This is a genomic window from Candidatus Saccharimonadales bacterium (assembly GCA_040903985.1).
Classification (GTDB): Bacteria; Patescibacteriota; Saccharimonadia; order QS-5-54-17; family QS-5-54-17; genus JBBDUI01.
On sequence record JBBDUI010000002.1, the window covers coordinates 104,019 to 127,239 of the forward strand.

The 23,221-nt window shown below is 52.0% G+C and carries 28 protein-coding genes and 2 tRNA genes; 22 read left to right on the forward strand and 8 right to left on the reverse strand.

The annotated features are described in order from the left end of the window. Genes WD467_00550 through WD467_00560 form a run of 3 tightly spaced genes read left to right on the forward strand, consistent with a single transcriptional unit; the run spans nucleotide 1 to nucleotide 2,917 of the window. Entirely contained in the window at nucleotides 1-1,050 is a 1,050-nt protein-coding gene (locus WD467_00550; GenBank protein MEX2452390.1) for a DUF3048 domain-containing protein, read from the forward strand. After that, entirely contained in the window at nucleotides 1,047-2,531 is a 1,485-nt protein-coding gene (locus tag WD467_00555; protein ID MEX2452391.1) for an ATP-binding protein, read from the forward strand. Before WD467_00550 ends, WD467_00555 begins: the two co-directional genes overlap by 4 nt. A gap of 2 nt (nucleotides 2,532-2,533) precedes the next feature. Continuing rightward, the gene (locus WD467_00560) at nucleotides 2,534-2,917 is read left to right on the forward strand and encodes a response regulator (GenBank protein MEX2452392.1); all 384 of its coding nucleotides are present in this window, start codon (nucleotides 2,534-2,536) and stop codon (nucleotides 2,915-2,917) included. A gap of 339 nt (nucleotides 2,918-3,256) precedes the next feature. Here the strand turns inward: WD467_00560 and WD467_00565 are convergent. Further along, nucleotides 3,257-3,333, reverse strand: a tRNA-Glu gene (locus tag WD467_00565). A 151-nt stretch (nucleotides 3,334-3,484) separates the two neighbouring features. Here WD467_00565 and WD467_00570 point away from each other — a divergent pair. From WD467_00570 to WD467_00585, 4 genes are all read left to right on the forward strand, one after another. Beyond that, nucleotides 3,485-5,248, forward strand: coding sequence for an ATP-binding protein (locus WD467_00570; protein MEX2452393.1), 1,764 nt, complete (start codon nucleotides 3,485-3,487; stop codon nucleotides 5,246-5,248). A gap of 11 nt (nucleotides 5,249-5,259) precedes the next feature. After that, a complete protein-coding gene (locus WD467_00575) occupies nucleotides 5,260-5,892 on the forward strand; it encodes a response regulator (GenBank protein MEX2452394.1) in 633 nt (210 codons plus the stop codon). A gap of 3 nt (nucleotides 5,893-5,895) precedes the next feature. Further along, nucleotides 5,896-6,558, forward strand: coding sequence for a pseudouridine synthase (locus tag WD467_00580; GenBank protein ID MEX2452395.1), 663 nt, complete (start codon nucleotides 5,896-5,898; stop codon nucleotides 6,556-6,558). 606 nt (nucleotides 6,559-7,164) lie between these two features. Beyond that, entirely contained in the window at nucleotides 7,165-7,461 is a 297-nt protein-coding gene (locus WD467_00585; protein MEX2452396.1) for a hypothetical protein, read from the forward strand. A 47-nt stretch (nucleotides 7,462-7,508) separates the two neighbouring features. On the opposite strand, the gene WD467_00590 is transcribed toward WD467_00585, so the two are convergent. Then, nucleotides 7,509-7,650 (reverse strand) — tRNA-OTHER (locus tag WD467_00590). A 68-nt stretch (nucleotides 7,651-7,718) separates the two neighbouring features. Between WD467_00590 and der the strand changes: the two genes are divergently transcribed. The 3 genes from der (at nucleotide 7,719) to dprA (ending at nucleotide 10,756) form a co-directional block, all read left to right on the forward strand. Beyond that, on the forward strand, nucleotides 7,719-9,035 hold the full coding sequence (gene der, locus WD467_00595) for a ribosome biogenesis GTPase Der (GenBank protein MEX2452397.1): 1,317 nt from the start codon (nucleotides 7,719-7,721) through the stop codon (nucleotides 9,033-9,035). Continuing rightward, nucleotides 9,032-9,616 (forward strand): aminoacyl-tRNA hydrolase, encoded by a 585-nt coding sequence (gene pth, locus WD467_00600; GenBank protein MEX2452398.1) that lies wholly within the window; start codon nucleotides 9,032-9,034, stop codon nucleotides 9,614-9,616. Before der ends, pth begins: the two co-directional genes overlap by 4 nt. Nucleotides 9,617-9,901: 285 nt before the next feature. After that, nucleotides 9,902-10,756: a DNA-processing protein DprA gene (gene dprA, locus WD467_00605; protein ID MEX2452399.1), complete on the forward strand. Its 855-nt coding sequence runs from the start codon at nucleotides 9,902-9,904 to the stop codon at nucleotides 10,754-10,756. On the opposite strand, the gene WD467_00610 is transcribed toward dprA, so the two are convergent. Then, nucleotides 10,753-11,265 carry a hypothetical protein gene (locus WD467_00610; GenBank protein ID MEX2452400.1) on the reverse strand — a complete coding sequence of 171 codons (513 nt, stop codon included), beginning with the start codon at nucleotides 11,263-11,265 and terminating at the stop codon, nucleotides 10,753-10,755. The genes dprA and WD467_00610 overlap by 4 nt on opposite strands. Before the next feature lie 65 nt (nucleotides 11,266-11,330). On the opposite strand from WD467_00610, the gene WD467_00615 reads away from it, so the two are divergent. The 3 genes from WD467_00615 to WD467_00625 all read left to right on the forward strand — a co-directional run bounded on the left by WD467_00615 (nucleotide 11,331) and on the right by WD467_00625 (nucleotide 13,099). Next, nucleotides 11,331-11,906, forward strand: a complete 576-nt coding sequence (locus WD467_00615) for a GNAT family N-acetyltransferase (protein MEX2452401.1) — start codon at nucleotides 11,331-11,333, stop codon at nucleotides 11,904-11,906. A gap of 29 nt (nucleotides 11,907-11,935) precedes the next feature. After that, nucleotides 11,936-12,586: a hypothetical protein gene (locus WD467_00620; protein MEX2452402.1), complete on the forward strand. Its 651-nt coding sequence runs from the start codon at nucleotides 11,936-11,938 to the stop codon at nucleotides 12,584-12,586. 132 nt (nucleotides 12,587-12,718) lie between these two features. Further along, nucleotides 12,719-13,099 (forward strand): hypothetical protein, encoded by a 381-nt coding sequence (locus WD467_00625; GenBank protein MEX2452403.1) that lies wholly within the window; start codon nucleotides 12,719-12,721, stop codon nucleotides 13,097-13,099. Between the two features lie 67 nt (nucleotides 13,100-13,166). On the opposite strand, the gene WD467_00630 is transcribed toward WD467_00625, so the two are convergent. Continuing rightward, the gene (locus tag WD467_00630) at nucleotides 13,167-13,475 is read right to left on the reverse strand and encodes a hypothetical protein (GenBank protein ID MEX2452404.1); all 309 of its coding nucleotides are present in this window, start codon (nucleotides 13,473-13,475) and stop codon (nucleotides 13,167-13,169) included. A gap of 81 nt (nucleotides 13,476-13,556) precedes the next feature. Here WD467_00630 and WD467_00635 point away from each other — a divergent pair, with 81 nt between their 5' ends. The 4 genes from WD467_00635 (at nucleotide 13,557) to WD467_00650 (ending at nucleotide 17,155) form a co-directional block, all read left to right on the forward strand. Further along, nucleotides 13,557-14,024 (forward strand): pyridoxamine 5'-phosphate oxidase family protein, encoded by a 468-nt coding sequence (locus WD467_00635; protein ID MEX2452405.1) that lies wholly within the window; start codon nucleotides 13,557-13,559, stop codon nucleotides 14,022-14,024. 229 nt (nucleotides 14,025-14,253) lie between these two features. Next, a complete protein-coding gene (locus tag WD467_00640; GenBank protein MEX2452406.1) occupies nucleotides 14,254-14,871 on the forward strand; it encodes a hypothetical protein in 618 nt (205 codons plus the stop codon). A gap of 357 nt (nucleotides 14,872-15,228) precedes the next feature. Further along, nucleotides 15,229-15,885, forward strand: coding sequence for a DNA repair protein RadC (gene radC, locus WD467_00645; protein ID MEX2452407.1), 657 nt, complete (start codon nucleotides 15,229-15,231; stop codon nucleotides 15,883-15,885). Nucleotides 15,886-15,994: 109 nt separating this feature from the next. Continuing rightward, a complete protein-coding gene (locus tag WD467_00650) occupies nucleotides 15,995-17,155 on the forward strand; it encodes a Fic family protein (protein ID MEX2452408.1) in 1,161 nt (386 codons plus the stop codon). A 209-nt stretch (nucleotides 17,156-17,364) separates the two neighbouring features. Here WD467_00650 and WD467_00655 read toward each other — a convergent pair whose 3' ends face one another. Continuing rightward, nucleotides 17,365-18,087, reverse strand: a complete 723-nt coding sequence (locus WD467_00655) for a hypothetical protein (GenBank protein ID MEX2452409.1) — start codon at nucleotides 18,085-18,087, stop codon at nucleotides 17,365-17,367. Between the two features lie 58 nt (nucleotides 18,088-18,145). On the opposite strand from WD467_00655, the gene WD467_00660 reads away from it, so the two are divergent. From WD467_00660 to WD467_00670, 3 genes are all read left to right on the forward strand, one after another. Next, nucleotides 18,146-18,700 carry a hypothetical protein gene (locus WD467_00660; protein ID MEX2452410.1) on the forward strand — a complete coding sequence of 185 codons (555 nt, stop codon included), beginning with the start codon at nucleotides 18,146-18,148 and terminating at the stop codon, nucleotides 18,698-18,700. A gap of 98 nt (nucleotides 18,701-18,798) precedes the next feature. Further along, nucleotides 18,799-19,017 (forward strand): DUF378 domain-containing protein, encoded by a 219-nt coding sequence (locus tag WD467_00665; GenBank protein ID MEX2452411.1) that lies wholly within the window; start codon nucleotides 18,799-18,801, stop codon nucleotides 19,015-19,017. A gap of 192 nt (nucleotides 19,018-19,209) precedes the next feature. Next, complete coding sequence (locus WD467_00670; protein ID MEX2452412.1) at nucleotides 19,210-19,545, forward strand: FaeA/PapI family transcriptional regulator; 336 nt, start codon at nucleotides 19,210-19,212, stop codon at nucleotides 19,543-19,545. A gap of 32 nt (nucleotides 19,546-19,577) precedes the next feature. Here the strand turns inward: WD467_00670 and WD467_00675 are convergent, their stop codons facing one another. Then, nucleotides 19,578-21,134, reverse strand: a complete 1,557-nt coding sequence (locus WD467_00675; GenBank protein MEX2452413.1) for an HRDC domain-containing protein — start codon at nucleotides 21,132-21,134, stop codon at nucleotides 19,578-19,580. A gap of 68 nt (nucleotides 21,135-21,202) precedes the next feature. Here WD467_00675 and WD467_00680 point away from each other — a divergent pair, with 68 nt between their 5' ends. Then, nucleotides 21,203-21,754, forward strand: coding sequence for a hypothetical protein (locus tag WD467_00680; protein ID MEX2452414.1), 552 nt, complete (start codon nucleotides 21,203-21,205; stop codon nucleotides 21,752-21,754). Nucleotides 21,755-21,795: 41 nt separating this feature from the next. Further along, nucleotides 21,796-22,041 carry a 4a-hydroxytetrahydrobiopterin dehydratase gene (locus WD467_00685; GenBank protein ID MEX2452415.1) on the forward strand — a complete coding sequence of 82 codons (246 nt, stop codon included), beginning with the start codon at nucleotides 21,796-21,798 and terminating at the stop codon, nucleotides 22,039-22,041. Nucleotides 22,042-22,591: 550 nt separating this feature from the next. Here the strand turns inward: WD467_00685 and WD467_00690 are convergent. Continuing rightward, nucleotides 22,592-22,903, reverse strand: coding sequence for a hypothetical protein (locus WD467_00690; GenBank protein ID MEX2452416.1), 312 nt, complete (start codon nucleotides 22,901-22,903; stop codon nucleotides 22,592-22,594). A gap of 20 nt (nucleotides 22,904-22,923) precedes the next feature. Continuing rightward, nucleotides 22,924-23,148: a hypothetical protein gene (locus WD467_00695; GenBank protein ID MEX2452417.1), complete on the reverse strand. Its 225-nt coding sequence runs from the start codon at nucleotides 23,146-23,148 to the stop codon at nucleotides 22,924-22,926. Nucleotides 23,149-23,221 lie beyond the last annotated feature (73 nt).

A 23,221-nucleotide genomic window follows, 5' to 3' on the forward strand; every position in this document is an offset into this window, starting at 1 on the left:
ATGTCTAAGCTCACCAACTTCAAAAGATTTCTCAAAAAACACTGGAAGCCTCTCGTAGCCACCCTCGTCATACTGGTGGTCGCTGGCAGTGCCTGGGCGCTACAGCTCAAGCCAGAGTCAAACGGCAATCGCATCGACCGTAACACTAGTAGTCAGGAAGAAGCTCCTATTACTGAGGCAGCACCGCTAACTGGAATTGAGGTCACGCCCGACATAGCCCGACAGCCGGTTACGGCCGTCATAATCGAGAACTCACCCAACGCACGACCCCAGTCGGCCCTAAATGCTGCCGACATCGTCTTTGAGGCCGTAACTGAAGGGGGTATCACTCGTTTCTTAGCCTTCTTCCAGCAGCAAAACCCCGGTAAGATCGGGCCAGTCCGTAGTCTACGTCCGCCCTTCCTCGATTGGATCATGGGTTTCGATGCACCGTTTGCCCATGTCGGAGGTAGCGCTCAGGCATTACAGCTAGCTGCGCAGCGTGGCGCTAAGAGTCTGAATCAATTCAGTAACGGCGACGCCTACTACCGTAGTAACGATCGCGTAGCCCCCCACAATATGTACACTTCTATCAGTAGTTTACGCGCCCTACAGAAAAGCCGTGGTTACAAGCCGAGCTCGTTTAAGAAGATTCCCCGCAGCGATGATGCTCCGGCTGCCGAGCCGGTCGCCACCCGCATTACGGTCGATTTCTCTAGTTCTCTCTATCAGGCCCAGTTTCACTACCAGGCTGAAAATAACAGTTATAGCCGTTACCTAGCCGGTAGCCCGCATATCGACCGCGAGACCGGTGAGGCAATAGAGACTAAGAATGTAATCATTATCAAGATGCCTTCGCGCCAGAACGGCCAATATGTAGAAATGGACACCATCGGTAGCGGTGACGCAGTACTATTTAAAGATGGTACCTCTCGTAATATTCGCTGGCGCCAGAGCAGCTATAACGACCGCATCGAACTGCTGGATGGAGAGGGCGCCGAGATTAAGCTTAACCGCGGCAAAAGCTGGTTCAGTATACTACCCAGCGGTAGAACGTTAACGGTCGAATGAGCTGGCATCGACGACTCCTCGCTCTTATCCTACTGACCCATCTCCTACCGCTGTTACTGCTCTGGATAATCCTAGAGATGACAGAACTCACTAATCTAAGTCTAGTGCTGCTACTGCCGCTGCTCACTGCATTTCTATTCAGCTGGGCACTCTACTGCAGTCTGAGCCGACCGCTCAGCCAGCTTTCAGCCGATATCGAGAAGGTAGCAGCTGGCAATCTCTCGACTCGAGCTGGAACCCTGCCCGGAGTTTTCGGTCAGATCAGCACAGCTCTCGACACCATTACCAGTAAGCTTCAGGAGTTCGTCTCCCGTACTCAGGCTGAGACCGAAGTAATGGCCGCTGAGGCTAACAGGTTGCGTATGATACTTAACTCGATTAGCGACGGAGTGTTCGCCCTGGATAGTGACAAACGCATTATTCTTTTCAATAAGGCGGCTAGTAACATCACTGGACTTAATATCAAGGCCGTAGCCGGTCAACCGGTTAATACTGTCCTGCCGCTCATTCGCCAGAAGCAGCTCATCTTAAGCGAGTGGTTCGACCAGTGTCAGGACACCGATATGCAGCAAACCTCCTGGGAGAACGTCACCTTCACTAACCGAGAAGGGGAGGAGCTGACTCTCGACATCGACGCCCTCTACATCGGTGCCGATCCAAACGGTGTACGCCTACTAGTAACATTTCATAATCGTACTGAAGAACGCCGGGTGGAGGATATGAAGGTCGACTTCGTCGCGCTCGCCGCTCACGAACTGCGCACCCCGGTGACCATCATTAAAGGTTACTTAGAAATATTGGAAGAAGAGGTTGGGCCACAGCTAGCACCCGAACACCGCGAGTTCATTCGCAAGCTCGAGGTTTCGGCTACCCAGCTATCTGGCTCGATTAACAACATCCTGCATGTCTCTCGCATCGAACACGGCGAGCTAAACATGAACCGAGAGACACATGAATGGAATGAAATCGTCCGCACTGTCGCCTCCGAGCTGAACCAAAAAGCCATCGCCCAAGGAAAGTCTCTGCTCCTTAATCCCCACCCGAAGGAGCTCTACGTTTCCGTCGATCAAGTCAGCATCACCGAAGTCATCACTAACCTGATCGATAACGCCATCAAATACAGCAAACGTGGACAAAAGATTACAGTTAATGTCAATCGTAGCAAAACCGGTATCACGACCGAAATAGTCGATCAAGGTGTCGGTATTCCTGCTAACGCAGTCGGTAAACTTTTCACCAAGTTCTACCGCTCTCACCGTACGCGTACCAGCCACCGTGGCACCGGGCTCGGGCTCTACATGTCTAAATCGATCGTCGAGGCACACGGGGGGCGCATCTGGGTCGAGTCAAAGGAAGGCGAGGGCTCTACCTTCGGCTTCGAGCTCCCGGAAGTTGCCAAAGACTCCGCTGGTAGTGATAATGGTAATATCACCCGTAGCGTTCACGGCTGGATTAAGAACCACTCATTATATAGAGGATAACTATGGCAGACACCACACACAGCGTACTATTCATCGAAGACGACCCGTTCATGATTGATATGTATACACATGTGATGGAGAAGCACGGTTACTCTGTCGAGTCGGCTACCGACGGATTAGAGGGGCTGAAGAAGGCTCAAAGCGGCAAATATGACCTTATCCTGCTCGACATCATGATGCCGGAGATGCTGGGCATCGAGGTCTTAGAAAAACTACGCAAGGATGAAGCCGATTTAGAAAATACCAAGATTGTCGTTCTAACCAACCTCGCCCAGAGTGAAGATTCACGCCGGGCACTCGAGGCCAAAGCCGACGGCTACCTTATCAAAGCCGATGTCACCCCCAGTAAGCTAGTGGAGCTGATGGGGAAAATACTGGGGAAGTAGATCGTCTATAGGACAAGCGATAGGGTAATACAGCTTATACTTGACCCTGATGCCGTATAGTAAGCCTAACTACAACAAAAAGACTCTGAAACATTCCCTTATGTACCCTAATCTGGAAGTAAAACAACTTCAACTGTTTTAGGGGAAACTGTAAATTTAGTCTGACGTGGTGACCCCGGCGGGATAGCGCTCCGCTATTGTGTCGCTCCGTTACTCGAAGCAGGCTTCTGCGTTACTCACTCCTTACGTACCCATTTTGCTTCGCAAAATAACGGGTTCGAATACTTCCTATCGGAAGCTACCAATAAAAATACTCATCGCAAGGATGAGTATTTTTATTGGTGACCCCGGCGGGATTCGAACCCGCGATCTCTTGGATGAGAACCAAGTATCCTGGACCACTAGACGACGGGGCCATATAGTATTTGTCTGTCCGAGCGCTACTTATTGTAACTAATTATCCTAACCGCCGCAAAGTGAAACAAAGAAGGGTAGGGCGCGCCCAAAATAGTGGCCTGTACCACTCGATGCTATATACTAGTTTCTAAGCATAACCATCAGGAACATATGGCCCGTATCCGTAGTAACTATCAGAAGCTCCAATTAGCACTGTTTTGCGGCAGCTGCCTGATCATCCTGCTCTACCTTGTACTGTTTTATGCCCAAGTACTTGGTCCCGGTGAGCTACTCGGTACCTCGCCACTTAACCTAGCTATAGCTGGCCTCCACGTTGTCTATTTCATTCTGTTGCGTAGTTGGTTAAACGGGCACTCGACCCTGAGCGCTACCGTAGCTGACCTAATCTTCTTCAGTCTTAACATCCTAATCCTCGTACTGGTGACCGGTGGGTTCCAGTCGGCCTATTTCGTCTTTTGGATCTTCATCATTCTCATCTCAGCCGCTCTAGGCGCCGAAGTTATGTACGCCTACACCGGCATAACTGCCAGCTACTTCATCGTGGCCACTCTACTGTCTAACGACTGGCTCGGCTACCTGCATCACCATGCCGCCTACCTAATAGCCAGCTGGATAGCCGGGGGCTTGGGCCTCTGGCTATGGCGTAACCACCCGGCGGCCGAGAGTAAGGACCACCAGGTAAATCAACTGTCCGAGAAGCTCAATGTTGAACAGATTAAATCGGAGATTCTACTTAAGAGCATAGGTGATGGGGTAGTAGTCATTAGTCTGGATGGTGAGATTCAGCTCTTCAACGGGCCGGCTTGTGTTATCACCGGCTGGCCACAAGATGAAGCTATCGGCGTCAACTACCGCAGCGTTCTCATCCTTGAAGATGAGGCTGGTAAACAGCTAACCGATGAGGATGACCCCTTCCACAAGGTTATGAGCTCTAAATCCAGTGTCCGCCGTACCAATCTAATGTTACTTAATCGTAATCAACGCAAGATCCACCTCTCCCTGGTAGCCTCACCTATATTTAGTGGCAGCTCCCAAGTCACTGGTGCTATCGGCGTCTTCCACGACATCAGTGCCGAAAAAGCAGCCGCTCGACAACGGGACGAGTTTATCTCTACCGCCTCGCATGAGATGCGCACCCCGGTAGCTGCTATTGAGGGCTTCCTAGCCCTAGCCATGAACGATAAGGTAGCCCAAGTGGACGATAAGGCTCGCATGTACATCGAAAAGGCCCACGCCTCGACCCAGCACCTCGGCAAACTTTTCCAGGACTTACTCTCAGTCACTAAGCTGGAAGACGGTCGCCTAGCTAACCACCCAGAGCCATTCGAGCTGGGCAAGCTGATTAAGACCGCTATCGATGAACTTAACTTCAAGGCGGAGCAGAAGAATATAGAACTCAAACTAAAATCAAGTCACGAAACCGGTAACATCAAGGCCGACAACGACGTTCTACCGCTTTTCTACATCAACGCCGATCCCGAACGAATCCGCGAAGTCTTCATTAACCTGGTTGATAACGCCATCAAGTTCACACCGGAAGGTCAAGTCAACATTTCTATAGGTGGCGATGACCGTCAGATCACCGTCGGTGTGCACGACCAAGGTATAGGTATTCCCAAGGATGAGATTCCGCACCTTTTTCAGAAGTTCTACCGTATCGACAGCTCGGCCACTCGGGAAATCGGCGGTACTGGCCTCGGTCTCTATCTCTGTCGCACCATCATCGAGCTCTACAACGGCCACATCTGGGTCGAGAGCGAGGAAGGGAAGGGCAGTGACTTTTACTTCTCCTTGCCCCGTCTTACCTACGCTCAGGCCCAAGAGATCAAGGCTAAGTTAGAAAAAGCCCGTAAAGGCGTGCCGAAACCCCAAGAGCCAGGGGAAACAGTTGCACCAAATACAACAAATACGTAGAATGGGATTAAATGACTAAAGTACTACTCGTCGAAGATGACATTAACCTCCGAGAAATCTATGCGGCTCGGCTCAGCGCTGAGGGTTACGATTTAATCACTGCCTCCGACGGAGAAGAAGCCCTATCCAAAGCCGTTTCCGAAAAACCCAGTCTGATCGTCCTCGATGTCATGATGCCGAAAATCAGCGGTTTCGACGTGCTCGACATTCTGCGTTCCACGCCGGAAACGGAGACCACTAAGGTCATCATGCTTTCCGCCTTATCCCAGCAAACTGATCGAGAGCGGGGTGAAAAGCTAGGGGCGAACAAATATCTAATTAAATCCCAGATCACGCTAGAGGATGTCGTCTCTACCGTAAAGAGCATGATCGAAGAGGGGGAGATGGACGAAGCAGCCGATGATTCACCCACCATCGTCACCACTGCTAGCGGACGGTTACCAGGTGACGATACGCCGGCTACTACTCCCACACCTGATGGGGCTACACCAGCTACTCCGGTAGATCAAGCGACCACGGATGATGTCGCCAGTAATGATACGCCAGCCGATCCTCCCATCTCACCCCAAGCTCTAGGCTCCACCGCAGATGAGATTGCCCACATCGACTCGCAGATGCAGAAGAAGAATCCTAACCAACAATAACCCGTGCGATTAAACCGATACCTCGCCCATGCCACCGGTAGCTCTCGCCGTCAAGCCGATGAGATGATTGTGACTGGCCGCGTTAAAGTTAATGCTACTACAGCTAGTCTCGGCCAACAGGTCGAACCTGACGATAGGGTCAGCCTAGACGACGAAGCAGTCACCCTTAGCGAGCACTTGACGATCGCGTTCCACAAACCTGCCGGTTACGTCTGTAGTCGCCGTCAGCAGGGGAGTGATCCGACCATATACGAGCTCCTTCCGTCCCACCTACATACCCTGAAACCAATAGGTCGACTAGATAAAGACAGTCGCGGACTCCTACTACTAACTACTGACGGCCAGCTAGCGCAGGAGCTAACCCACCCCAAGCACGCTAAATCCAAAGTCTATGAAGTGATGCTCGACCGCGAGCTAGAAGACACGGATCTGTTCCAAATCAAGATCGGTGTCGAACTCAACGATGGAGTGAGCCGACTAGAGATTGAATCGTTAGAGGGTAATGCTAAAGCTTACCGCATCACTATGCAGGAAGGGCGCAATCGCCAGATCCGCCGCACTTTCTCTAGCTTAGGTTACGCGGTGATCGACCTCTTTCGCACCGCCTTCGGCACCCACAAACTCGATGACCTATCTGAGGGCAGCTGGCGCGAACTCAAACTCTAGCCCACACCGATCTCCATCACATCTTACCCAGTGTCCGAGATTAGTAAACTGTACTTTTTTACTTACGATCGTGAGTAAAAAAGTACAAAATTATTATGGCTTAAGATAGGAGCAAAGATGAAGTTTGTAACAATTTTTTTGACGATCGCAAACAAATTCATTACAAATTATTACTGAGAGAATGATTAATATTTCATAAAGAAAAACCACGGTAGGCTTTCGGTGACGAGATCGCAGAGCGATCAAGTACTGAAAGTTACCGTGGTCGGTGGGCCGGGTTATCGTACCGGCTGGTGTCTGTCGATAGATCGACATCCGTACGGTGGAGAGTAGCTATGTCCTAGCGTTTGCCAGAACCGCAGCAGTCTTGGCATTTGCCAGAACGATCACAGGTAGTGCAGCCCCAGCTCGACAAGCCTCCGGCACCTCTCCTGTCGCCCTGACCACGGCAGTCCGGGCACTTCTTAGTGCCGTTGCAGCCAGTACAGCGGGCCATCGTGCGCTCCTTGGCTCTACGACCGCTCAGTGCCTAGCCGGGAATCCGATGGAGCACGAGCTCACCTGGATATAACCCCTGCGTGAACGATAGTCGAACAAGCCATTCATGTGCAGAGGAAATACTCCCTCCACGCTCTTGTCCTCGATGCGGCCGACGAACTCAAAGGCGTTAACCCTAAGGTCGTCACCATCCCAATGCCTAATGCTGTCACCATCCCAATGCCTAAGGCCAGTGATGACTGCCTCGCGATGGCAGTCGGCGACGCAGAACACCACTGTATGCGGGTTCTGCTCATCAAAGGCATACTTCAGCGCATCACACAGTCCGTCTCGAGAAGGTCCGTCCGTGAGGGGAAGTCTTTCGATGGAAGCCATACGGCTCTCCTTGTGAAGGTGCTTCAATGATATCCCGCCGCTGGCGGGACCACCTCTCCATACGGACAGGAATTGAGTGGTCCTGGTGGGACTCGAACCCACGTCCTCTGCACAGATGCAGGTGAGTAGCTTGCGCTTGATAGGCTACGGCCGGCGCCGACCCTAACCTATCCTCACCAATTCAATGCACAGCGCTCTACCTGGCTGAGCTACAGAACCAATATTTTATATTAAAATAATATCGTCAGGTAATGTCAATAGGTGTTATCTGTTACAATAGAGCGTATATGAGTAAAAACCTTCCCATCGTAACCATCGTGGGCCGTCCCAACGTTGGCAAATCCAGCCTATTCAATCGCCTGCTCGGCGAACGTAAAGCTGTTGTCTCCGATACAGCCGGCACTACTCGCGACCGCGTTCAAGCCATTGTAGAGTGGGGTGGACGAGATTTTTGGTTAATTGATACAGCCGGACTAGAGGCAGCTGAGAACGAGCTAGAGGCCTCGATGCAGGCCCAGCTCGAGGTAGCCCGCTCCCAAGCTGACGTGATTCTAATCGTGATCGACGCCAGCACTATCTTATCCGACAGTGACAACCGTATCATCAAAGACGCCTATAAAAGCGGTAAGCCGATCATCGTAGCGGCTAACAAATCCGATCGTAAACACCCTCAGGTCGAGTTCGACAAACTTCCAGCTAAACAAGTGGTGCCGGTTTCGGCCATTCACGGTACCGGCAGCGGTGATTTGCTTGATGCCATCATCGCCCACGTCCCCAAAGTCCGCGTAGATGCAGAGCTCCCGCCAGCTATAGCTATCGTCGGTCGGCCGAACGTAGGTAAATCCAGTCTACTCAACGTCCTAGCCGGTGAAGACCGGGCTATCGTAGCTAATGAAGGTGGCACCACCCGTGACGTTAACGATATCGACATCGTCCATGAAGGACTGCCCTGGCGACTGCTCGATACGGCCGGTATACGTAAGATTGGCAAACGCGCCCACGACATCGAACAATACTCGACCCTGCGCACGCTCCGCGCCATCAATGATAGTGATGTCTGCGTGCTAGTAACCGACGCTAACGAGCCGGCTACCGGGCAGGACCAACGCATCGCCGGCATGATCAAAGAGGCTGGTAAGGGTATGTTAATCGCGATTAACAAGTGGGACTTGACCGAACGCAGCGATGCCGATGTCCGTCGGCTTGAACTCGAGTACCAACGACGGTTCCAGTTCGTCTGGTGGGCACCATTAGTTATGACCTCCGCCACTACCCGGCACAACGTTTTTAAGATCATCGAGCTAGCTAGCACCATCCAAGCTAACCGTCAGCGCAAACTGACCACCAGTGAGCTTAATACCTACCTCCGCGACGCCATGAGCGCCCACCCACCGGCCGGATTGAAGAACCGCCACCCTAAACTGAAATACATCACCCAGACCGAGGTCGCCCCACCGACCTTTACCGTCTTCGGCACCCATACGCCGTTTCTGCACTGGTCTTATAAACGGTTTCTCGAAGCTCAGCTCCGAGACCGCTATGACTTCACCGGCACCCCAGTTCGTTTTCAATGGCGTAGTAGTAAAAAGGAAGAGGCAGTATGAAATTAATAGTAGGGCTCGGCAACGCCGGCAACCGTTACGCTAACACCCGGCACAACGCCGGCGTGATGGCACTGAATCACTATACTCAGAAAAAACAGGTCCGTTTTGAGCACAAAACTAAGTTCGAGGCCGAACTGGCGAAAAAGCAAGACACCATCTTTATCAAACCACTAACCATGATGAACCGCAGCGGACTGGCCGTACGTAAAATCAGCGAGTTTTACGACATTCCGGTCGAGGACATACTTATCATCTACGATGAGCTTGCGCTGCCATTCGGCACCATCCGCAGTCGCGGCGGAGGGCAACACGCTGGACATAACGGCATCAAATCCATCATTAATCACCTAAAGAGCGATAACTTCGCCCGTCTGCGCATCGGTATTGCAAACGAATTTACCTCCAAACAGCCCGCAGAAGAGTTCGTATTGCAGTCCTTCTCCAAGGCTGAAAATAAACTCCTACCAGAGATATTTGAGCTGAGTAACCCCATCATCGCCAGCTTCGCCGAAAGTGGCGTGCTACTGAAAGAAACTCATAAATACGAGCCGGAAGAGGACGAGCCAGACGAGCTAGTATAGGCTAGTAGACCCCTAAAACGAGCAAGGCCACTCGGCTTAGGGTGGGGTATAAGCGAGTGGCCTTGCACATCCCTTCAATTCGTAAGAGTAAGTTGCGACACTAACTTCTCGTGAATTAAAGGGAAATGACAGTGCCCAGTTACGCTGGAGGGTAAATCACGCTAAAAGCATGAAAGTAACTAGGCAATGTCGTATAGTAATAGGAGGTGCTTAAGAGTGTTAAACACTCTCACCGTTTATTTTTATCATTTATTTGTATCTTTGTCAATACTATTGTATTAACAAATGACTATCTCAACCATCACCCGCCGTTCATCAGCCTATCCTCAGCTGTTACGCGAGATCGCCCATCCGCCCAAGCAGCTCTACGTTTGCGGGGAACTACGTACTGATTTGCCTCTAGTCGCTATAGTCGGCACGCGTAAGCCAACCCGTTATGGACGGGAGATCACCGCTCGATTGAGTGGGGACCTAGCTCAAACGGGTATCGGCATCGTCAGCGGCTTAGCCCTCGGTTGTGACGCCATCGCTCACCGGGCAGCCCTAGAGGCGGGCGGCTATACTATCGCCATCATGGCCTGCGGTCTGGACCGACTCTACCCAGCCACGAACCGACAACTGGGTATCCGTATTCTCCGGCAAAAGGGCGTCATAATCAGCGAATATGATAGTGGTATGCCGCCACTCAAACAGAACTTTGCCGTCCGCAATCGTATCATCTCCGGTCTAACGCTGGGCGTAGTCATAACCGAAGCGGCCGAGCGTAGTGGCTCGCTGATTACGGCCACCTTTGCTCTGGAGCAAAATCGGGAGGTAATGGCCGTACCCGGGAACATCACTAGCCCTTTAAGTGCCGGTACGAACAATCTCATCAAGGCCGGCGCCACACCGGTAACTAGCGCTGGCGACATCCTGACGGCGCTCGATCTAGCTACTACTGCTAATCCGTCGCTGGCGCCCTCCGGCAGTAGCCCCGATGAAGCAGCCGTACTAGCGCTCCTAGCCGAGGGGGTGAGCGACGGCGATGAGCTGCTGCAGCGATTAGAATGGGAGCCAGCCCGCTTCAACCAAGTCATCACCCTACTAGAGCTATCCGGGAAGGTGCGCAGCCTCGGTGGTGGGAAGTGGATTAGTAACTAACGTGGTGGCATCTTACGTTCAACGACGTGACGATACAGTCGGTCGGTAAAGCGTGATAAGCCACAATCGATAATCGCATCCAATCCACGCAAAGTCAGCACAGCCTTATCCCACTTACTCAAGCCTGTCTTACCATATTGATCAATCTGACCACAGATAAGCGTATGAGTCGGAAGGAGTAACTTACGCAGACTCGGCTCATCTATGCCAGCCCGTTGACTCAGCAGTCGCACTACACCTGGCTCCACAGGTACGCTAGCGTAGGCATAGGCCCGTAAGAAGGTAACACTCAGCCGTCTATAAGCGTCCGGATCCTCATAAAATACTTTATCCAATTTGCCTGTCATGAGTAGGTCGCCTCGAAACGGTGTATCGGCCTCGGCTAGCTCATGGCCGGCCGCCACCACCCGTTCGGCATCTTCTAGAATCAAGCCGTCGGCATAAGTTATATATGCCGCTGCATGATACTTTGAGGCATCATACTCGCATTCAGTTGGACGATATTCCATAATCCCTTAATACTTACGCACTACTACGCAACTTTGCAAGCCTAAGCCTTATGCCCTAGAGTGCTATGATTAAGGCTATGCGTTACTCCACCCCTCAGCCGGCCCGAGGTCCTGATCAGGCTCAAATCACCGATCTCTTCACCCGCACCCTCGGCGGTACTGCCGAGCCGTACTTACTACCCACCTCAGCCCGACAGTGCTTAGTCGTGCATCAGTCCGAAGAAATAGTCGGCGCGATCACACTCTCACACTACGAATCATTAGTCGCTCTCTTAGCCCAGCTGAATATCGACCCCGACGCTCAGGCCGAACTGTCGCAGCTGCTCGGCGCAGTAGAGGGCAGGGTAGGGCTGATCGACCAGGTCGCCGTAGACCCGAGTCACCAAGGCCAGGGTTTAGGCACCACTCTTATCCAGAGTGGGCTCCGCTGGCTGCAGGCCGCGGGTGTAACGCAGAGCGTGACTTTCGCCCAAGTCCACAGGGACAGTTGTCCGCTGGCTGGCGCGCTGGAAGCTAACGGCGGCCGGATGGTAGGGGAGATAGCTAACTTCTGGACGACAGCTTATCAAGCAGAGGACTGGCAGTGTCAGCATTGTGAAGCAGATTGTCACTGCCAGGCCCGCCTCTACCTCATAGACTGATAGTAATTTCCATTATATAATATTGTGATATGGAAGAGTTGAATCCTAACCAAGTCCCAAAGACGGCCCAGGACCACATCAGGGCCATAGATAACGAGTTGATCCTCTACTGGGACGATATCATCGATTACCTAGATGTCCAGGAAGGCCGGATCTTCGGTACCGAAGCCCACGAGATTCTCGATGAAGCGGCGCGCCTGATTAACTACGGCGGCTTGGTCCCACCGGAGAGGGAGCCGGTAGCCGTAAACGATGCCTTCTACCGCGGCGGCCTACTGGGCTGGCGCCTAGTGGAGGAGCTCCTTGGTGGCGGCTACTCGGAACGAATCGCAGAATACCCGATCGACCTGATCGAGCCGACTGAGGGCTTTACTAGTGAGCTAGAGCGTTATCAAGCATTGGCTAGAAGCATCTGGGAGCTAGGCGGGCATGGCTATGATCGAGCGAGTGCATATCACACCTGGCTGGAAAGCCTGGAAGACCAGATCGCTCCAGAAGGAGCCGACCACCACTACTTACAGCATGGCTTCGGCTTTGTACTACAGCTAGCCTACCGACTCGAAGATCAAGCTGCCCAACGTGAAAGTAAAGAAGACCTGGCCCGGATGCAGGGTGAGGCAGACGAGAACGTCGATTGGGACAGGGTAATAGCAGATATATATAAAAAAGAATCACGCTAAGCTAAGGCCTAACGAGCTACGGCAATTTATTTAACGTACTTATGCTTGATAGTGCGAGTCTGATAGAGCAAAATAACAGCTGTTATCGCATACCCGTGATAGCCTAGCCGACCTATTCAAGGGGTCTACGCGATGCACCTTGCCATCGTCAGCCGTGCCGTGCTGGACAGTCAGCCGGCTACGGTCGCACTTAGCCAGAAGCTCGGACCGTACGGACCGGTCATCATGATTGAACCGTTCGAGGCAATCATAGCCCAGCTGGAGGGGTTCGAGAACGACTCGGAGGAGTACCGCCTGGAAGGCCGTCGTGCCTTTACCGAGGCGACCACTCACTCCGACTGCCTCGAGCAGTCCCTAGAGCGAGTCCGGCACCTCTGCCTCTCGCAAGACGAGTGGGACCACCGTCCGACCCGGACCCTCATCGAGCGCTGTCTCGACCCGTGGTTCGAGGAGATCGGCATAGTTGATCTCTCCATCTGGATGTGGAAACCAAACGGACAGACCTGGCACTAGATCGGTCCTGGCGGCGCGCTCAACTATTCTCAACTGAGAGGAGCGCGCCGCCCGTCACTTTTATCCACTATTCCGTCTCTTTATGCTTTTGCTCGCGCACATGGCGCACTATGGCGCGGGCGACCACCACACTACCAGCGCTAACCATGGTTAGTAGAACTATCTTCCGGGCTGCCGTTAGACGACTAGCGGCTACTGCTCCATCGTCCTCAAACTCTGGCAGCCCACCAATATCTTGATCAGAAGGCAGCTCGGATAATGTACTATTTATTAGATTATTAATAGGTGTGTCTCCATGAACTAACCGTGCCTCGGTATCGACGGCCTCCAGAACATCAGGGTCTTCGAGGTTATAACGGCTAATAGGGAGCTCCATAGTGGCTCAACTCTAGCATACTTTGTCTCAATCGGAGTTAAACCTTTGCTATAATCTAGGTCGAATATAGAAGAGGATGCTATGAAAATTCAAGAATTAGATAACACTGATACCGGCTACCGGCCCGATAAGCAGGAAATCATTGAGTGGCTCCACACTCAGACACTGGGTGTGATCGCTACCCTGGATGAGACCGGTCAACCCCAGGGAGCGACAGTAGCTTTTTCCGAGACAGAGGACTGCGAGCTGATCATAGGCACAAGTGAGACTTCACGCAAAGCCGCAAACATCGCTCGTGACGGCCGCCTCTCCTTTACTGTTACTTCACCCGAACAACGTTACACTGTCCAACTCGAAGGCATAGCTCGCAAACTCAGCGATGCAGAGTTCGAGCCTTACGCTGAGCGGCATTACGCCAAACTCCCTGCCTCAGCCCCATTTCGTAACGTCAAAGAGCAGTGCCATATCCTCATCACTCCCACCTGGATCCGCTTCAGCGACTGTAACCCTTACCAATGGGTCCTGACGGAATACCAAGTAGAGGACTAAACCGCCATTAACCAGATTATAAAAATGTGTCTTCTTAAGCTATATCACATTATTCTGCATTGACAAATGCCATAATTATGCTATTATAGACAAGAATTTTCTCTATCTAGGAGGGGGTTCGCTATTTGATAACGGAAAAATGGTCTGACTCACGGTGATATAGGTACGTTAAATGCACCTATGTCACCGTGAGTCACCGTGACTTATGGGATTGCATAAGGAGAGCACGATGAACAGCATAATGATCAGCCCGGCCATCGCACGGGCCTCTACGATCATTCGCCAGAAGGGCATCATCGTGCACTCCGTGCACGAAAGGGTCCACGCTCTCGATGACCTATTCGACGTCAGCTACGCTAAACTGGCGAGCGACGCCATCATCTGGATCGGAGCGAAGCACCACGAGAAGGTGGTGCAACGACTCCGAGCCGCAGTGGCTGCCGACCGTCCGGATCTGCTCGTCAACCTCTTCGAGGAGGTTGCACAGCTTCAAATCACCGCTCAGCGTGAATACGACGATCTGGTGAAAGAGGCCTGGAGATTCTACGACGCGCCAGATTTCGCAAAGATCCCCGCTCAAGCGCGTGCAGCCATCTTTGACGGCTGCGAGGATCCACTCGTTGGCGAGCTGAGGAAGGTGGAGCAGCTACGCCAGGCAATTGTCGTAGCTGAAAGGACCTTCCGGTCCCTCTCCAGAATGCCGAACCGGCAATCTGAGCGATCCCGGCCCAAGTCGAGCTCCAGCAAGGTCCCAGGCGTCTGTCGCTCACACAACTGCAGCACGCCACATGCGAGCAAGAGCGAGCATGATCGTGACCTACGAACCAAGATGCGCGGTCGAAGCTAGGGCAGCTAGCCCTAGCACCCGGCGGGGAAGTGGTGCAAATGAGCCGAAACGCTCAGTCCCAAGCACCCTCCCCGCCGCGCACCATGAGCCCTGACCATTTTTCCGCGCTCTTTTTTTGAATTAGAGTAGCTTTTATAGAACAGAGATATGGCTAGTAGGCAATACTGCATTGCATAGTAGCCAGTTCTCAACTAACTTAGTAACCACCGATTAACGAAATATCTCATGCTCTGACAGTTGGTACCGAGTTACTTGCAAATATACTGGATACCGAGTCAGACCATCGTTGTGGGAAGAGGCTAACTACCGGCTAGGCAAGAAGCGTTTAGCACGCTAATGCTATAATTATAGATAAGTATGAAGCGTATCAAGGAGCTAGATAAGCTTGATCGACCGCGGGAGAAACTAGCGCTCAAAGGCCCTAAAGCCCTATCGGACCTTGAGCTCTTACAGGCTCTAATTGGAAGCGGCAATAAATACACTGACGTATCTAGTATAGCCAGAGAAGTAAAGAAACTTCTACGTAAGCACGGCTCTGACATATCCTACAATCAACTAAAGCAGGTAACCGGTTTAGGAACAGCCAAGGTCACTGAGATACTCGCATCGATCGAGCTTTCAAAGCGCTATCTAGTCGATGACGATCGACCCATCATCGACTCGCCGGAAAAAGCAGCGGAGCAGTTATCTGATATTCGCGACAAGAAACAAGAGTACTTAATCGTTATGACACTAGATGGCGCAAATCGATTGATAGAGAAGCGCACTATCGCTATCGGCACTCTTACGAACAGTCTCGTCCACCCAAGGGAAGTCTTTGCCGATGCCATCACCGATCGAGCAGCTGGCATAATCGTGGCTCACAACCATCCAGGTGGCAGCCTCGAACCGAGCAAGGCAGACTTAGAAGTAACGACTCGCTTAAAAGCATGCGGCCAGTTACTAGGAATAATAGTAATTGATCATATCGTTATCACGAACAGTAAGCATACAAGCCTAATGGTAGGATTTTAGCATGAATATGCATATGTAAAGTTAACGATACAAGTTTTAATAAGTATATTCATACTAAAAGTTTAGCTATCTACTTTACATATGTGTAATTTGTAGGTAAAATGCTTGTATGGCTAAGAATAATGAATATATTGCCGGTACTACTCGAAAAGCCCATGCTGACAAGGGCTATGAATACTCATATTTCCTTCCGAGCCCAGCCCCTATAACCTTTGACCCGAAAGACCCTAAGTTAGCTCGGCTTCTAGAAGAGGCGACCCACAAACTAGGTGAACTAAATGCATATGCACGGTTTGTTCCTGATATTGATTTCTTCATTCGCATGCACGAAACGAAAGAGGCCACAGCCTCAAATAAAATAGAAGGTACCCAAACTAACATAGATGAAGCACTCATGCGTGAGGAAGATATTGCCCCAGAACGTAGAAGTGACTGGCATGAGGTGCAAAACTATATACTGGCCATGAAATTCGCCATCGATAATCTAGACAAGCTGCCAATCGTAACTAGACTCCTTAACCAAACACATAGCATACTTCTCCAAGAAGTAAGAGGCTCTAGTAAGCAGCCGGGTAAGATTCGCAGCTCACAGAACTGGATCGGTGGCGCTACCCTTAAAGATGCACGTTTTATCCCACCGGCTAGCGAACACATCCCGGAGCTACTAACTGATTTGGAAAACTTTCTCAATACGGACGACCTAACTCTACCACTGTTGATAAAAGCAGGGATCGCTCACTACCAGTTTGAGACTATACACCCATACCTCGATGGTAACGGTAGACTTGGTCGACTGCTCATTATCTTGTATCTAATAGATAAGAAGCTACTGCACAGGCCCATACTATATATATCTCAGTTCTTCGAGCAACACAGAGAAGAGTACTATGATGCCCTTAGTAGGGTCAGGAGCCATAACGATCTTGAGCATTGGCTGAAGTTCTTTCTCGTAGGAGTAAGCGAGACAGCGGAGAAAGCAGTCAATACTCTACAAGCTATCATGCAGCTTCGTCATACGAATAGCCAGGAGATCCTAAAGCTTGGTCGACGAGCGCCTAAAGCCGGTAAATTAATCGAACACCTCTATAAGGTACCTATTATATCGGTTAATGAAGCAGCAAAAGTGGTAGGTATGACTCCACAAGCAGCTAACACTCTTGTCGCAGAGATGGAAAAGATCGGTATACTGAAAGAGATAACTGGTTTCAGCAGAAATAGGTTATTCATCTATAGCGCATACATCGCCCTATTTGCAGATGAAAGTAGCTAAGAAGGATTAGCATGGATATTCAAGCACTAGAAAGACAACTCTGGCAAGCAGCCGATACATTACGAGGGAATATCAGCTCATCAGACTATAAATATGTCGTACGCTGAATCGATATGTACTATCTCAGAATTATATCTGGATACCCTGTATAGACACGTAGCAATCCGTCGTCCCGCTATAATCTTAACTGCTCCAGCAAAGTGAAGCCTCTAAAACCGCCCGATCCGGATCGAGCGGATTATATCGAGTGCGGTCGCGTACTCATCCGTCTCGTCAAAGCTATCAAGCGGCACAGAGTGAACAGCCAGGTCATCGGCTAAATCAGGCGAGGAGTAACCGCCTCCGATAATGTAAGTGTCCTCATCGGCACCGTATTCGCCACCGAGCGACTGTCCGGGTTCGAGGACGAAATTACCAGCGATGAAGAAGTAGGCGAAATTATCACTAGAGTCCAACCCAAAAAAGGAGATACTAGTCTCCTCACGCTGGTTCTCGGTCGGCTCGGTGTAGGTCAGCGTCTCAGAAGCCCTAGCAGCGATACCACGGCCGATATATGCTCGGTCCTGCTCGCGGGCACCTTGACGCAGGTAGATCTTAAAGTGTCCGTCCACACTAGCTCCATCCACCGTCTGAAAGCTAAGGGCGGGGGAGCGAACCAGGATCGTACCGGCCTCCTCATCCTCGGCGACGGCCCAGTTATTAGGATAAGTGAACTCTAAGGCCGGTTCGCGGGAAGAATAGGTCTCTTGCTTGACCTCTACTACGTCCTCAGCCACTTCCTCGGCTGCCTGGGCGGCTGCTTCCTCAGCTTGGCGGGTTTGAGAGCGATCGTAGAAGTACCAGGAGCCGTAGGCTAGGCCTGCGAGCACACCTAGAACCAGGATCGTAAGGAGGATCTTGTTTCTAGTCGAGTGATTACTGACCTTGTACATGTTAGAGCTATTGTACTACATCCGCCGAGTGTGGCGCAGGCACTGCTATACTGAAGGCATGAATCGAGATGAGCTAGACCGAGATGAAGCGATAGAAGGGGAGCTGGTCGGTAGTGTACCGATGCGGCGGGGTGGTCGGCCTCATGGTCCGGCTCGCTCGCCTAAGTCCCTACGCCGCTACCTAATCGGTGGAGTACTGCTGCTCTTACTACCGGCAATCCTTCTCATAGCCTTCATCTTAGGCGCCGGCTATCTCAGCGAACAGCTCCTACCACTCTTACTAGCCAGCGTGGTGCCCCTACTGATAATTACTCTAGTGCTCATCCCACTCAGCCGCCTACCGGCCTGGCGAACTCGGGCTATCCGGCTGACCTATGCCAGCTCTTTCCTCTACGGCATCACCGCTTGGATGCTGGCCTTCATCATCACCCTGCAGCACTGGGGTGTGCTGGCCGTCATCCTCGGGCTCCTCATCCTAGGTGTGGGCGTAGTACCGATCGGACTGCTGGCGGCTCTGTTTAATGGCGAGTGGGGAGTACTGCTCAATATCGTGGTCTTGCTAACGCTGGCCGCCGGCTTCCGCCAGTGGGCGCTTAACCGCCGTTTGCAGTAGTATAAAACGTAGATAATGCCTTTAGCGAGTGCTTAAGGTGTTGACAAAATTACATAAAAGGCTTATGTTTAGGGTATAAAGTAATAGGAGTAAGCGCTATGAACAAAGGTGTAGTAAGCACAATCGCCCTCGTCTTAGTAGTAATAGGTGGTCTTAACTGGGGCCTCGTCGGTTTCTTCGAGTACAACCTCGTCGACGAGCTCTTCACTGAAGGCTCAGGCCTAGCTCGCACGGTATACGCATTAGTCGGTCTATCCGCACTATACGTACTTTTCACCGGTGTGTTCGCCAAGAACAGCGACAACGCCAGCGTCTAGTTACTTCTAGATCAGTTACATCGAAAAGACCCCCCAGATCGGGGGTCTTTTCCTTATTCGGGATTAGTAAATTGAAAGATATAGAGCGGCTACTAAGACAAGGATTATAATTAAGCGTAATACGGGTTACGACAGACCGGGTCTCTGCTGTAGTATAGGGAGTAGCAGTAACTAAAAAGCGGAATTAATTATATGGATCTACTCAGCTTCGCTCTCGCCTTCGGCTCCGGCTTTATCATCGCTTGGACGCTGAAGCGACCCCTCAAACAGCAGCGGACCATCCGTAATCCCGACACCCAGGAGAAACACTACGAAGTAGCTGCTAACCACCAGCGAACGCAGGCTAAGACGAAGCGCAAACAACAGATCATCGACTGTATCGATATGAATGGGCAGATTAAGAGTCGTGAGGTGGAAGACATGTTTGGTGTCTCCTCGGCTACGGCCACCCGCTATTTAAGTGAGCTAGCCCGAGAGGGAAAGATCAAGAAGCAGGGCCAAGGCAGAGGCGTTCACTACACACTCTAACCCTCAATCATGAGTGATTCGATTATAGCAAGCTAGAACAGTTTGCCGGCGTGACGATTAATGATATCCAGTACGGCTGGTCCGTAGTTCTCGGCCCGCTTCGGCCCGATTCCGGGTACGTTCATCAGTTGAGCTACGGTCGCAGGTCGCTCAGCCGCTAAGGCAATAAGTGTCTTATCATCAAACACGACGTAGGCTGGTACTCGCAGCGTTGCAGCTTGAGTAGTGCGCCACTCCTTAAGCACTGTAAATAGTTCGCGGTCATACTCTGCGTAATCAGACGCAAGATTGGTCCGAATGTGGGCCTGTAACTCATCGAGCTTAGCCCCTTCCATGGTGTCAAGCTGAGCGATGACCTGCTCTGTCTGGCGGCGCAGGATAGCATCGAACTCGGCGATGTCGGGACTTATCTGCAGAGCGGTGCGGTTAACGCCGCGTAAGAATAATCCGTCGAGACGACGCAGGCGCGAAAGGGCGACGTAGCCCATGCCAGGCGTAAAAGCGCGGGAGAGATCGATTTCGGCGCTATCTAAACTCATGCCCTGACTCTTATGCACCGTGATGGCCCAGGCGAGGCGGAGGGGGTACTGGCTGACTTCGGCTAGTACCCGGTCGTTATCCTCGATCTTCCAGGTATGCCGCTCGAGCGTGATGGTGCGGCTGGTAGCTAGGCGAATGACCGGCTTGCCGTCCTCGAAACCGACCACCTCAGCCCGGGAGCCGTTGACGAAGCCGAGACTGGGACTGTTGGCTACACAGAGTACTTGAGCGCCGACCTTGAGTTCGAGCACTTCCGGAGCTAAGCAGCTTTTCTGTAGCGATTCGATGAAGGTTTTACTACCACTAGAAGTCATAGTATAGGTATGTGATTCATTCTCTAGCTGCTGCAGGCGAGCTGCGTTCAGCTTATCGACATCGAGATTGTGCGAGTAGAGACGCGTCATATCAGGGTCGTCCGTGACCTCTTCCAGCCGGGCCTGGAGTAGCTCCTGCAGAGAATCATCGACCTCCCCACGACGGATACCGCGTAGCAGCTCTAGCATGGTAGCGTCCTCGTCCTGGCGGTGCTGCTCACTGAGATAGCAAACCTTGAGATTGAGCTCGTCCCAAGCCTCAGAAGTGTGGGCAAAATCGATACTATCGCCATAACGGGTGATAGGGGGGAGCTGGAAAAGGTCACCACAAAGAATGACCTGCAGCCCGCCGAACGGTTTATCACTATTTTTAACCTGCTTGCAGATCTGGTTCAGGAGATCGAGCCGGGCGCCATCGAGCATGGAGATCTCATCGATGATCAGGACACGGGTACGCTTAAAACGACTCTTCAGCTGCGGCCGAGCGGCCAGGCGGTTGATCTGCTCCTCGCTCAGCTCATCGTGGATACCGATGCCACTCCAAGAGTGAATCGTCATACCGCCGATGTGAGTGGCCGCGATGCCGGTACTGGCGGTAACACCGATGCCAATGTCGTTAGCCCGGGCGTAGTCGATGAACTGGTTTAGAGTATAGGTCTTACCGGCACCGGGTTCACCGGTTAAAAATACATTGTGACCGAGCTTCATAACGGCAAGCGCCTGGGACTGCTTCATAACTACTATGGTAGCACTCTTACATAGCGGCTATGCTTATTTATGCTCCTCTGCTATACTGACGGCAAATGAAACGCATCAAACTAAATAAAAACCAGTTTCCACCTCAAGCTCTATATCTCATCGCCGCCAGCCGTATCGGCCTGGGCTGGATATTTCTCTGGAGCTTTCTAGACAAACTCTGGGGGCTTGGATTCGCTACTTGCCGCGATAGCGCTACCGATATCGTCAACCAAGGCTGTGCCTCGGCCTGGATCAACGGTGGCTCTCCAACTAGTGGCTTTTTGCAGTACGGCACCTCCGGGCCCTTGGCCGAAAACTTTGCCGCTCTGGCCGGCTCAACCTGGGCCGACTGGCTGTTCATGATGGGACTACTTCTGATCGGTCTAGCGCTTATCCTCGGTATCGGCGTCCGGGTCGCCACCATATCGGCCAGTCTACTACTAGCCCTGATGTATCTCGCCGCTCTGCCACCACCTAACAATCCTTTCCTAGACGACCACCTAATCTACATCCTAATGCTAGCACTGATCGCCGTGACCAACGGTTCTCAGCGCTTCGGCTTTGGCCCCTGGTGGCAAAAACAGCCACTAGTAAAGCGGTACTCTATCCTACGCTGAGCCCGGCTGCAGGTTCCCGTCATGGTTGGTATAATAAGAGGATGAACATCGCCGATCGCTGGGTAGAAAAAGAGGGTAGGCTAGAGACGACTGTCGATACGGTCGACTTTCTGGGCGCCATCACCTTGATCCAGCAGATCGCTGACATCGCCGAGGAGCAACGCCATCACCCTAATCTGCACCTACACAACTACTCGAAACTAACTATTTCCTTAATCAGCCACGACGCCGGCCAGGTAACGGAGCGAGATCGGAAGCTAGCTGCGGCCATCGATAACATCCTCTAACCTCAACTGCACTTAGACTTGTTCATAAAATATGTTTTTCAATATGTCAAAACCTACTCTGTAAGCTACTTTCAAAAAGTGTCCGATCGGACACTTTTTGAAGATTAGGGACTAAAGCTAGTGAGGGGGGTGGTTGGTAAAAACAGCAAAGAAAAGAGCCCTGGACGCAGGAAGTACCGACCGTGAGGTCGATAAACCGGCGAGCCAGGGCTCGGGGTGGATCGTAGCGGGGAGAAGGAGAATCTGCGGTGCGACCATCAGACCGAGTCTTCGACAGCCGGTGCTTGCAGTGGTGCAGACAGGACCAGATCATCAACAGTGACGCAGATGGAAGGGGGAAGAACCCTATTGAGCGCTTCGCATACTTCCTCTAACGCGTCTGGGTCAGCCCTCTTGAACCCGTAAGCACGAAGTGCAGTGCGCTCAGGAAGCCGCACGTACGCACACTGTATCCTTCCGTCATGGTGGTAATGCACCAACCGCTCCGGTGAGCGACGCTGATGCGTGCTCGGCCGACTTAGTAGCTGACGGAGGAGGGCTAAGACAGCTCTCACTGAACCCTCCTTGCTACACCCGGTGCACGCACAGGACCTAGATACTCGACCTTGACCCGATCGAGATCGATCATACGTCGACGACGCCTGTATGGCACAGCTGCGGCCAGCAACTTACGAGTTACTGCCTCGACAGCCGTTTCCTCCCCGCGCATAGCGCGCTCGATCAACGCTGAGGAAACGGTCAGTACATGCAGGCTGGACCCATAGTCGGGAACGGTGACGTAGAGGTAGTAGGGCTGGAGGGGAGGGGGTGACCATGCCAACATCATGTATCCTTCGGTAGAAATATCTCTGAAGTATGTCACTGAACTGTTCAGGCTCAAGTTTAACCTTGAGCTCTACGTCGCTGCGCCTCCCACTCGGTAGCCTCCACTTGGAGCTGGATGCCCTCAAGAGAGCGCTGTCTCCTGCGCTCCAACCACGAGTTAAAACGTGAGAGGGGCAGTATTGATGAGAGGTAGTGCATCACTAGCACTAGCAATACACCACCGATTGCAATCCCGAGCGGAACACTCTCCGGTGAGCTGAACAGGGACAAGAATGCCTTCATCAAACACTCCTTGCGGGTGGGTGGGGTGACACCGACTATCTACAACGGTGGGCAATATAGAAAGTATGCCGTA

What these genes read in the sequence shown, in the direction of transcription:
- WD467_00550 (MEX2452390.1), top strand. Translation starts at nt 1, where the DNA reads ATGTCTAAGCTCACCAACTTCAAAAGATTTCTCAAAAAACACTGGAAG.
- WD467_00555 (MEX2452391.1), top strand. Translation starts at nt 1,047, where the DNA reads ATGAGCTGGCATCGACGACTCCTCGCTCTTATCCTACTGACCCATCTC.
- WD467_00560 (MEX2452392.1), top strand. Translation starts at nt 2,534, where the DNA reads ATGGCAGACACCACACACAGCGTACTATTCATCGAAGACGACCCGTTC.
- WD467_00570 (MEX2452393.1), top strand. Translation starts at nt 3,485, where the DNA reads ATGGCCCGTATCCGTAGTAACTATCAGAAGCTCCAATTAGCACTGTTT.
- WD467_00575 (MEX2452394.1), top strand. Translation starts at nt 5,260, where the DNA reads ATGACTAAAGTACTACTCGTCGAAGATGACATTAACCTCCGAGAAATC.
- der (MEX2452397.1), top strand. Translation starts at nt 7,719, where the DNA reads ATGAGTAAAAACCTTCCCATCGTAACCATCGTGGGCCGTCCCAACGTT.
- pth (MEX2452398.1), top strand. Translation starts at nt 9,032, where the DNA reads ATGAAATTAATAGTAGGGCTCGGCAACGCCGGCAACCGTTACGCTAAC.
- dprA (MEX2452399.1), top strand. Translation starts at nt 9,902, where the DNA reads ATGACTATCTCAACCATCACCCGCCGTTCATCAGCCTATCCTCAGCTG.
- WD467_00610 (MEX2452400.1), bottom strand. Translation starts at nt 11,265, where the DNA reads ATGGAATATCGTCCAACTGAATGCGAGTATGATGCCTCAAAGTATCAT.
- WD467_00615 (MEX2452401.1), top strand. Translation starts at nt 11,331, where the DNA reads ATGATTAAGGCTATGCGTTACTCCACCCCTCAGCCGGCCCGAGGTCCT.
- WD467_00620 (MEX2452402.1), top strand. Translation starts at nt 11,936, where the DNA reads ATGGAAGAGTTGAATCCTAACCAAGTCCCAAAGACGGCCCAGGACCAC.
- WD467_00625 (MEX2452403.1), top strand. Translation starts at nt 12,719, where the DNA reads ATGCACCTTGCCATCGTCAGCCGTGCCGTGCTGGACAGTCAGCCGGCT.
- WD467_00630 (MEX2452404.1), bottom strand. Translation starts at nt 13,475, where the DNA reads ATGGAGCTCCCTATTAGCCGTTATAACCTCGAAGACCCTGATGTTCTG.
- WD467_00635 (MEX2452405.1), top strand. Translation starts at nt 13,557, where the DNA reads ATGAAAATTCAAGAATTAGATAACACTGATACCGGCTACCGGCCCGAT.
- WD467_00640 (MEX2452406.1), top strand. Translation starts at nt 14,254, where the DNA reads ATGAACAGCATAATGATCAGCCCGGCCATCGCACGGGCCTCTACGATC.
- radC (MEX2452407.1), top strand. Translation starts at nt 15,229, where the DNA reads ATGAAGCGTATCAAGGAGCTAGATAAGCTTGATCGACCGCGGGAGAAA.
- WD467_00650 (MEX2452408.1), top strand. Translation starts at nt 15,995, where the DNA reads ATGGCTAAGAATAATGAATATATTGCCGGTACTACTCGAAAAGCCCAT.
- WD467_00655 (MEX2452409.1), bottom strand. Translation starts at nt 18,087, where the DNA reads ATGTACAAGGTCAGTAATCACTCGACTAGAAACAAGATCCTCCTTACG.
- WD467_00660 (MEX2452410.1), top strand. Translation starts at nt 18,146, where the DNA reads ATGAATCGAGATGAGCTAGACCGAGATGAAGCGATAGAAGGGGAGCTG.
- WD467_00665 (MEX2452411.1), top strand. Translation starts at nt 18,799, where the DNA reads ATGAACAAAGGTGTAGTAAGCACAATCGCCCTCGTCTTAGTAGTAATA.
- WD467_00670 (MEX2452412.1), top strand. Translation starts at nt 19,210, where the DNA reads ATGGATCTACTCAGCTTCGCTCTCGCCTTCGGCTCCGGCTTTATCATC.
- WD467_00675 (MEX2452413.1), bottom strand. Translation starts at nt 21,134, where the DNA reads ATGAAGCAGTCCCAGGCGCTTGCCGTTATGAAGCTCGGTCACAATGTA.
- WD467_00680 (MEX2452414.1), top strand. Translation starts at nt 21,203, where the DNA reads ATGAAACGCATCAAACTAAATAAAAACCAGTTTCCACCTCAAGCTCTA.
- WD467_00685 (MEX2452415.1), top strand. Translation starts at nt 21,796, where the DNA reads ATGAACATCGCCGATCGCTGGGTAGAAAAAGAGGGTAGGCTAGAGACG.
- WD467_00695 (MEX2452417.1), bottom strand. Translation starts at nt 23,148, where the DNA reads ATGAAGGCATTCTTGTCCCTGTTCAGCTCACCGGAGAGTGTTCCGCTC.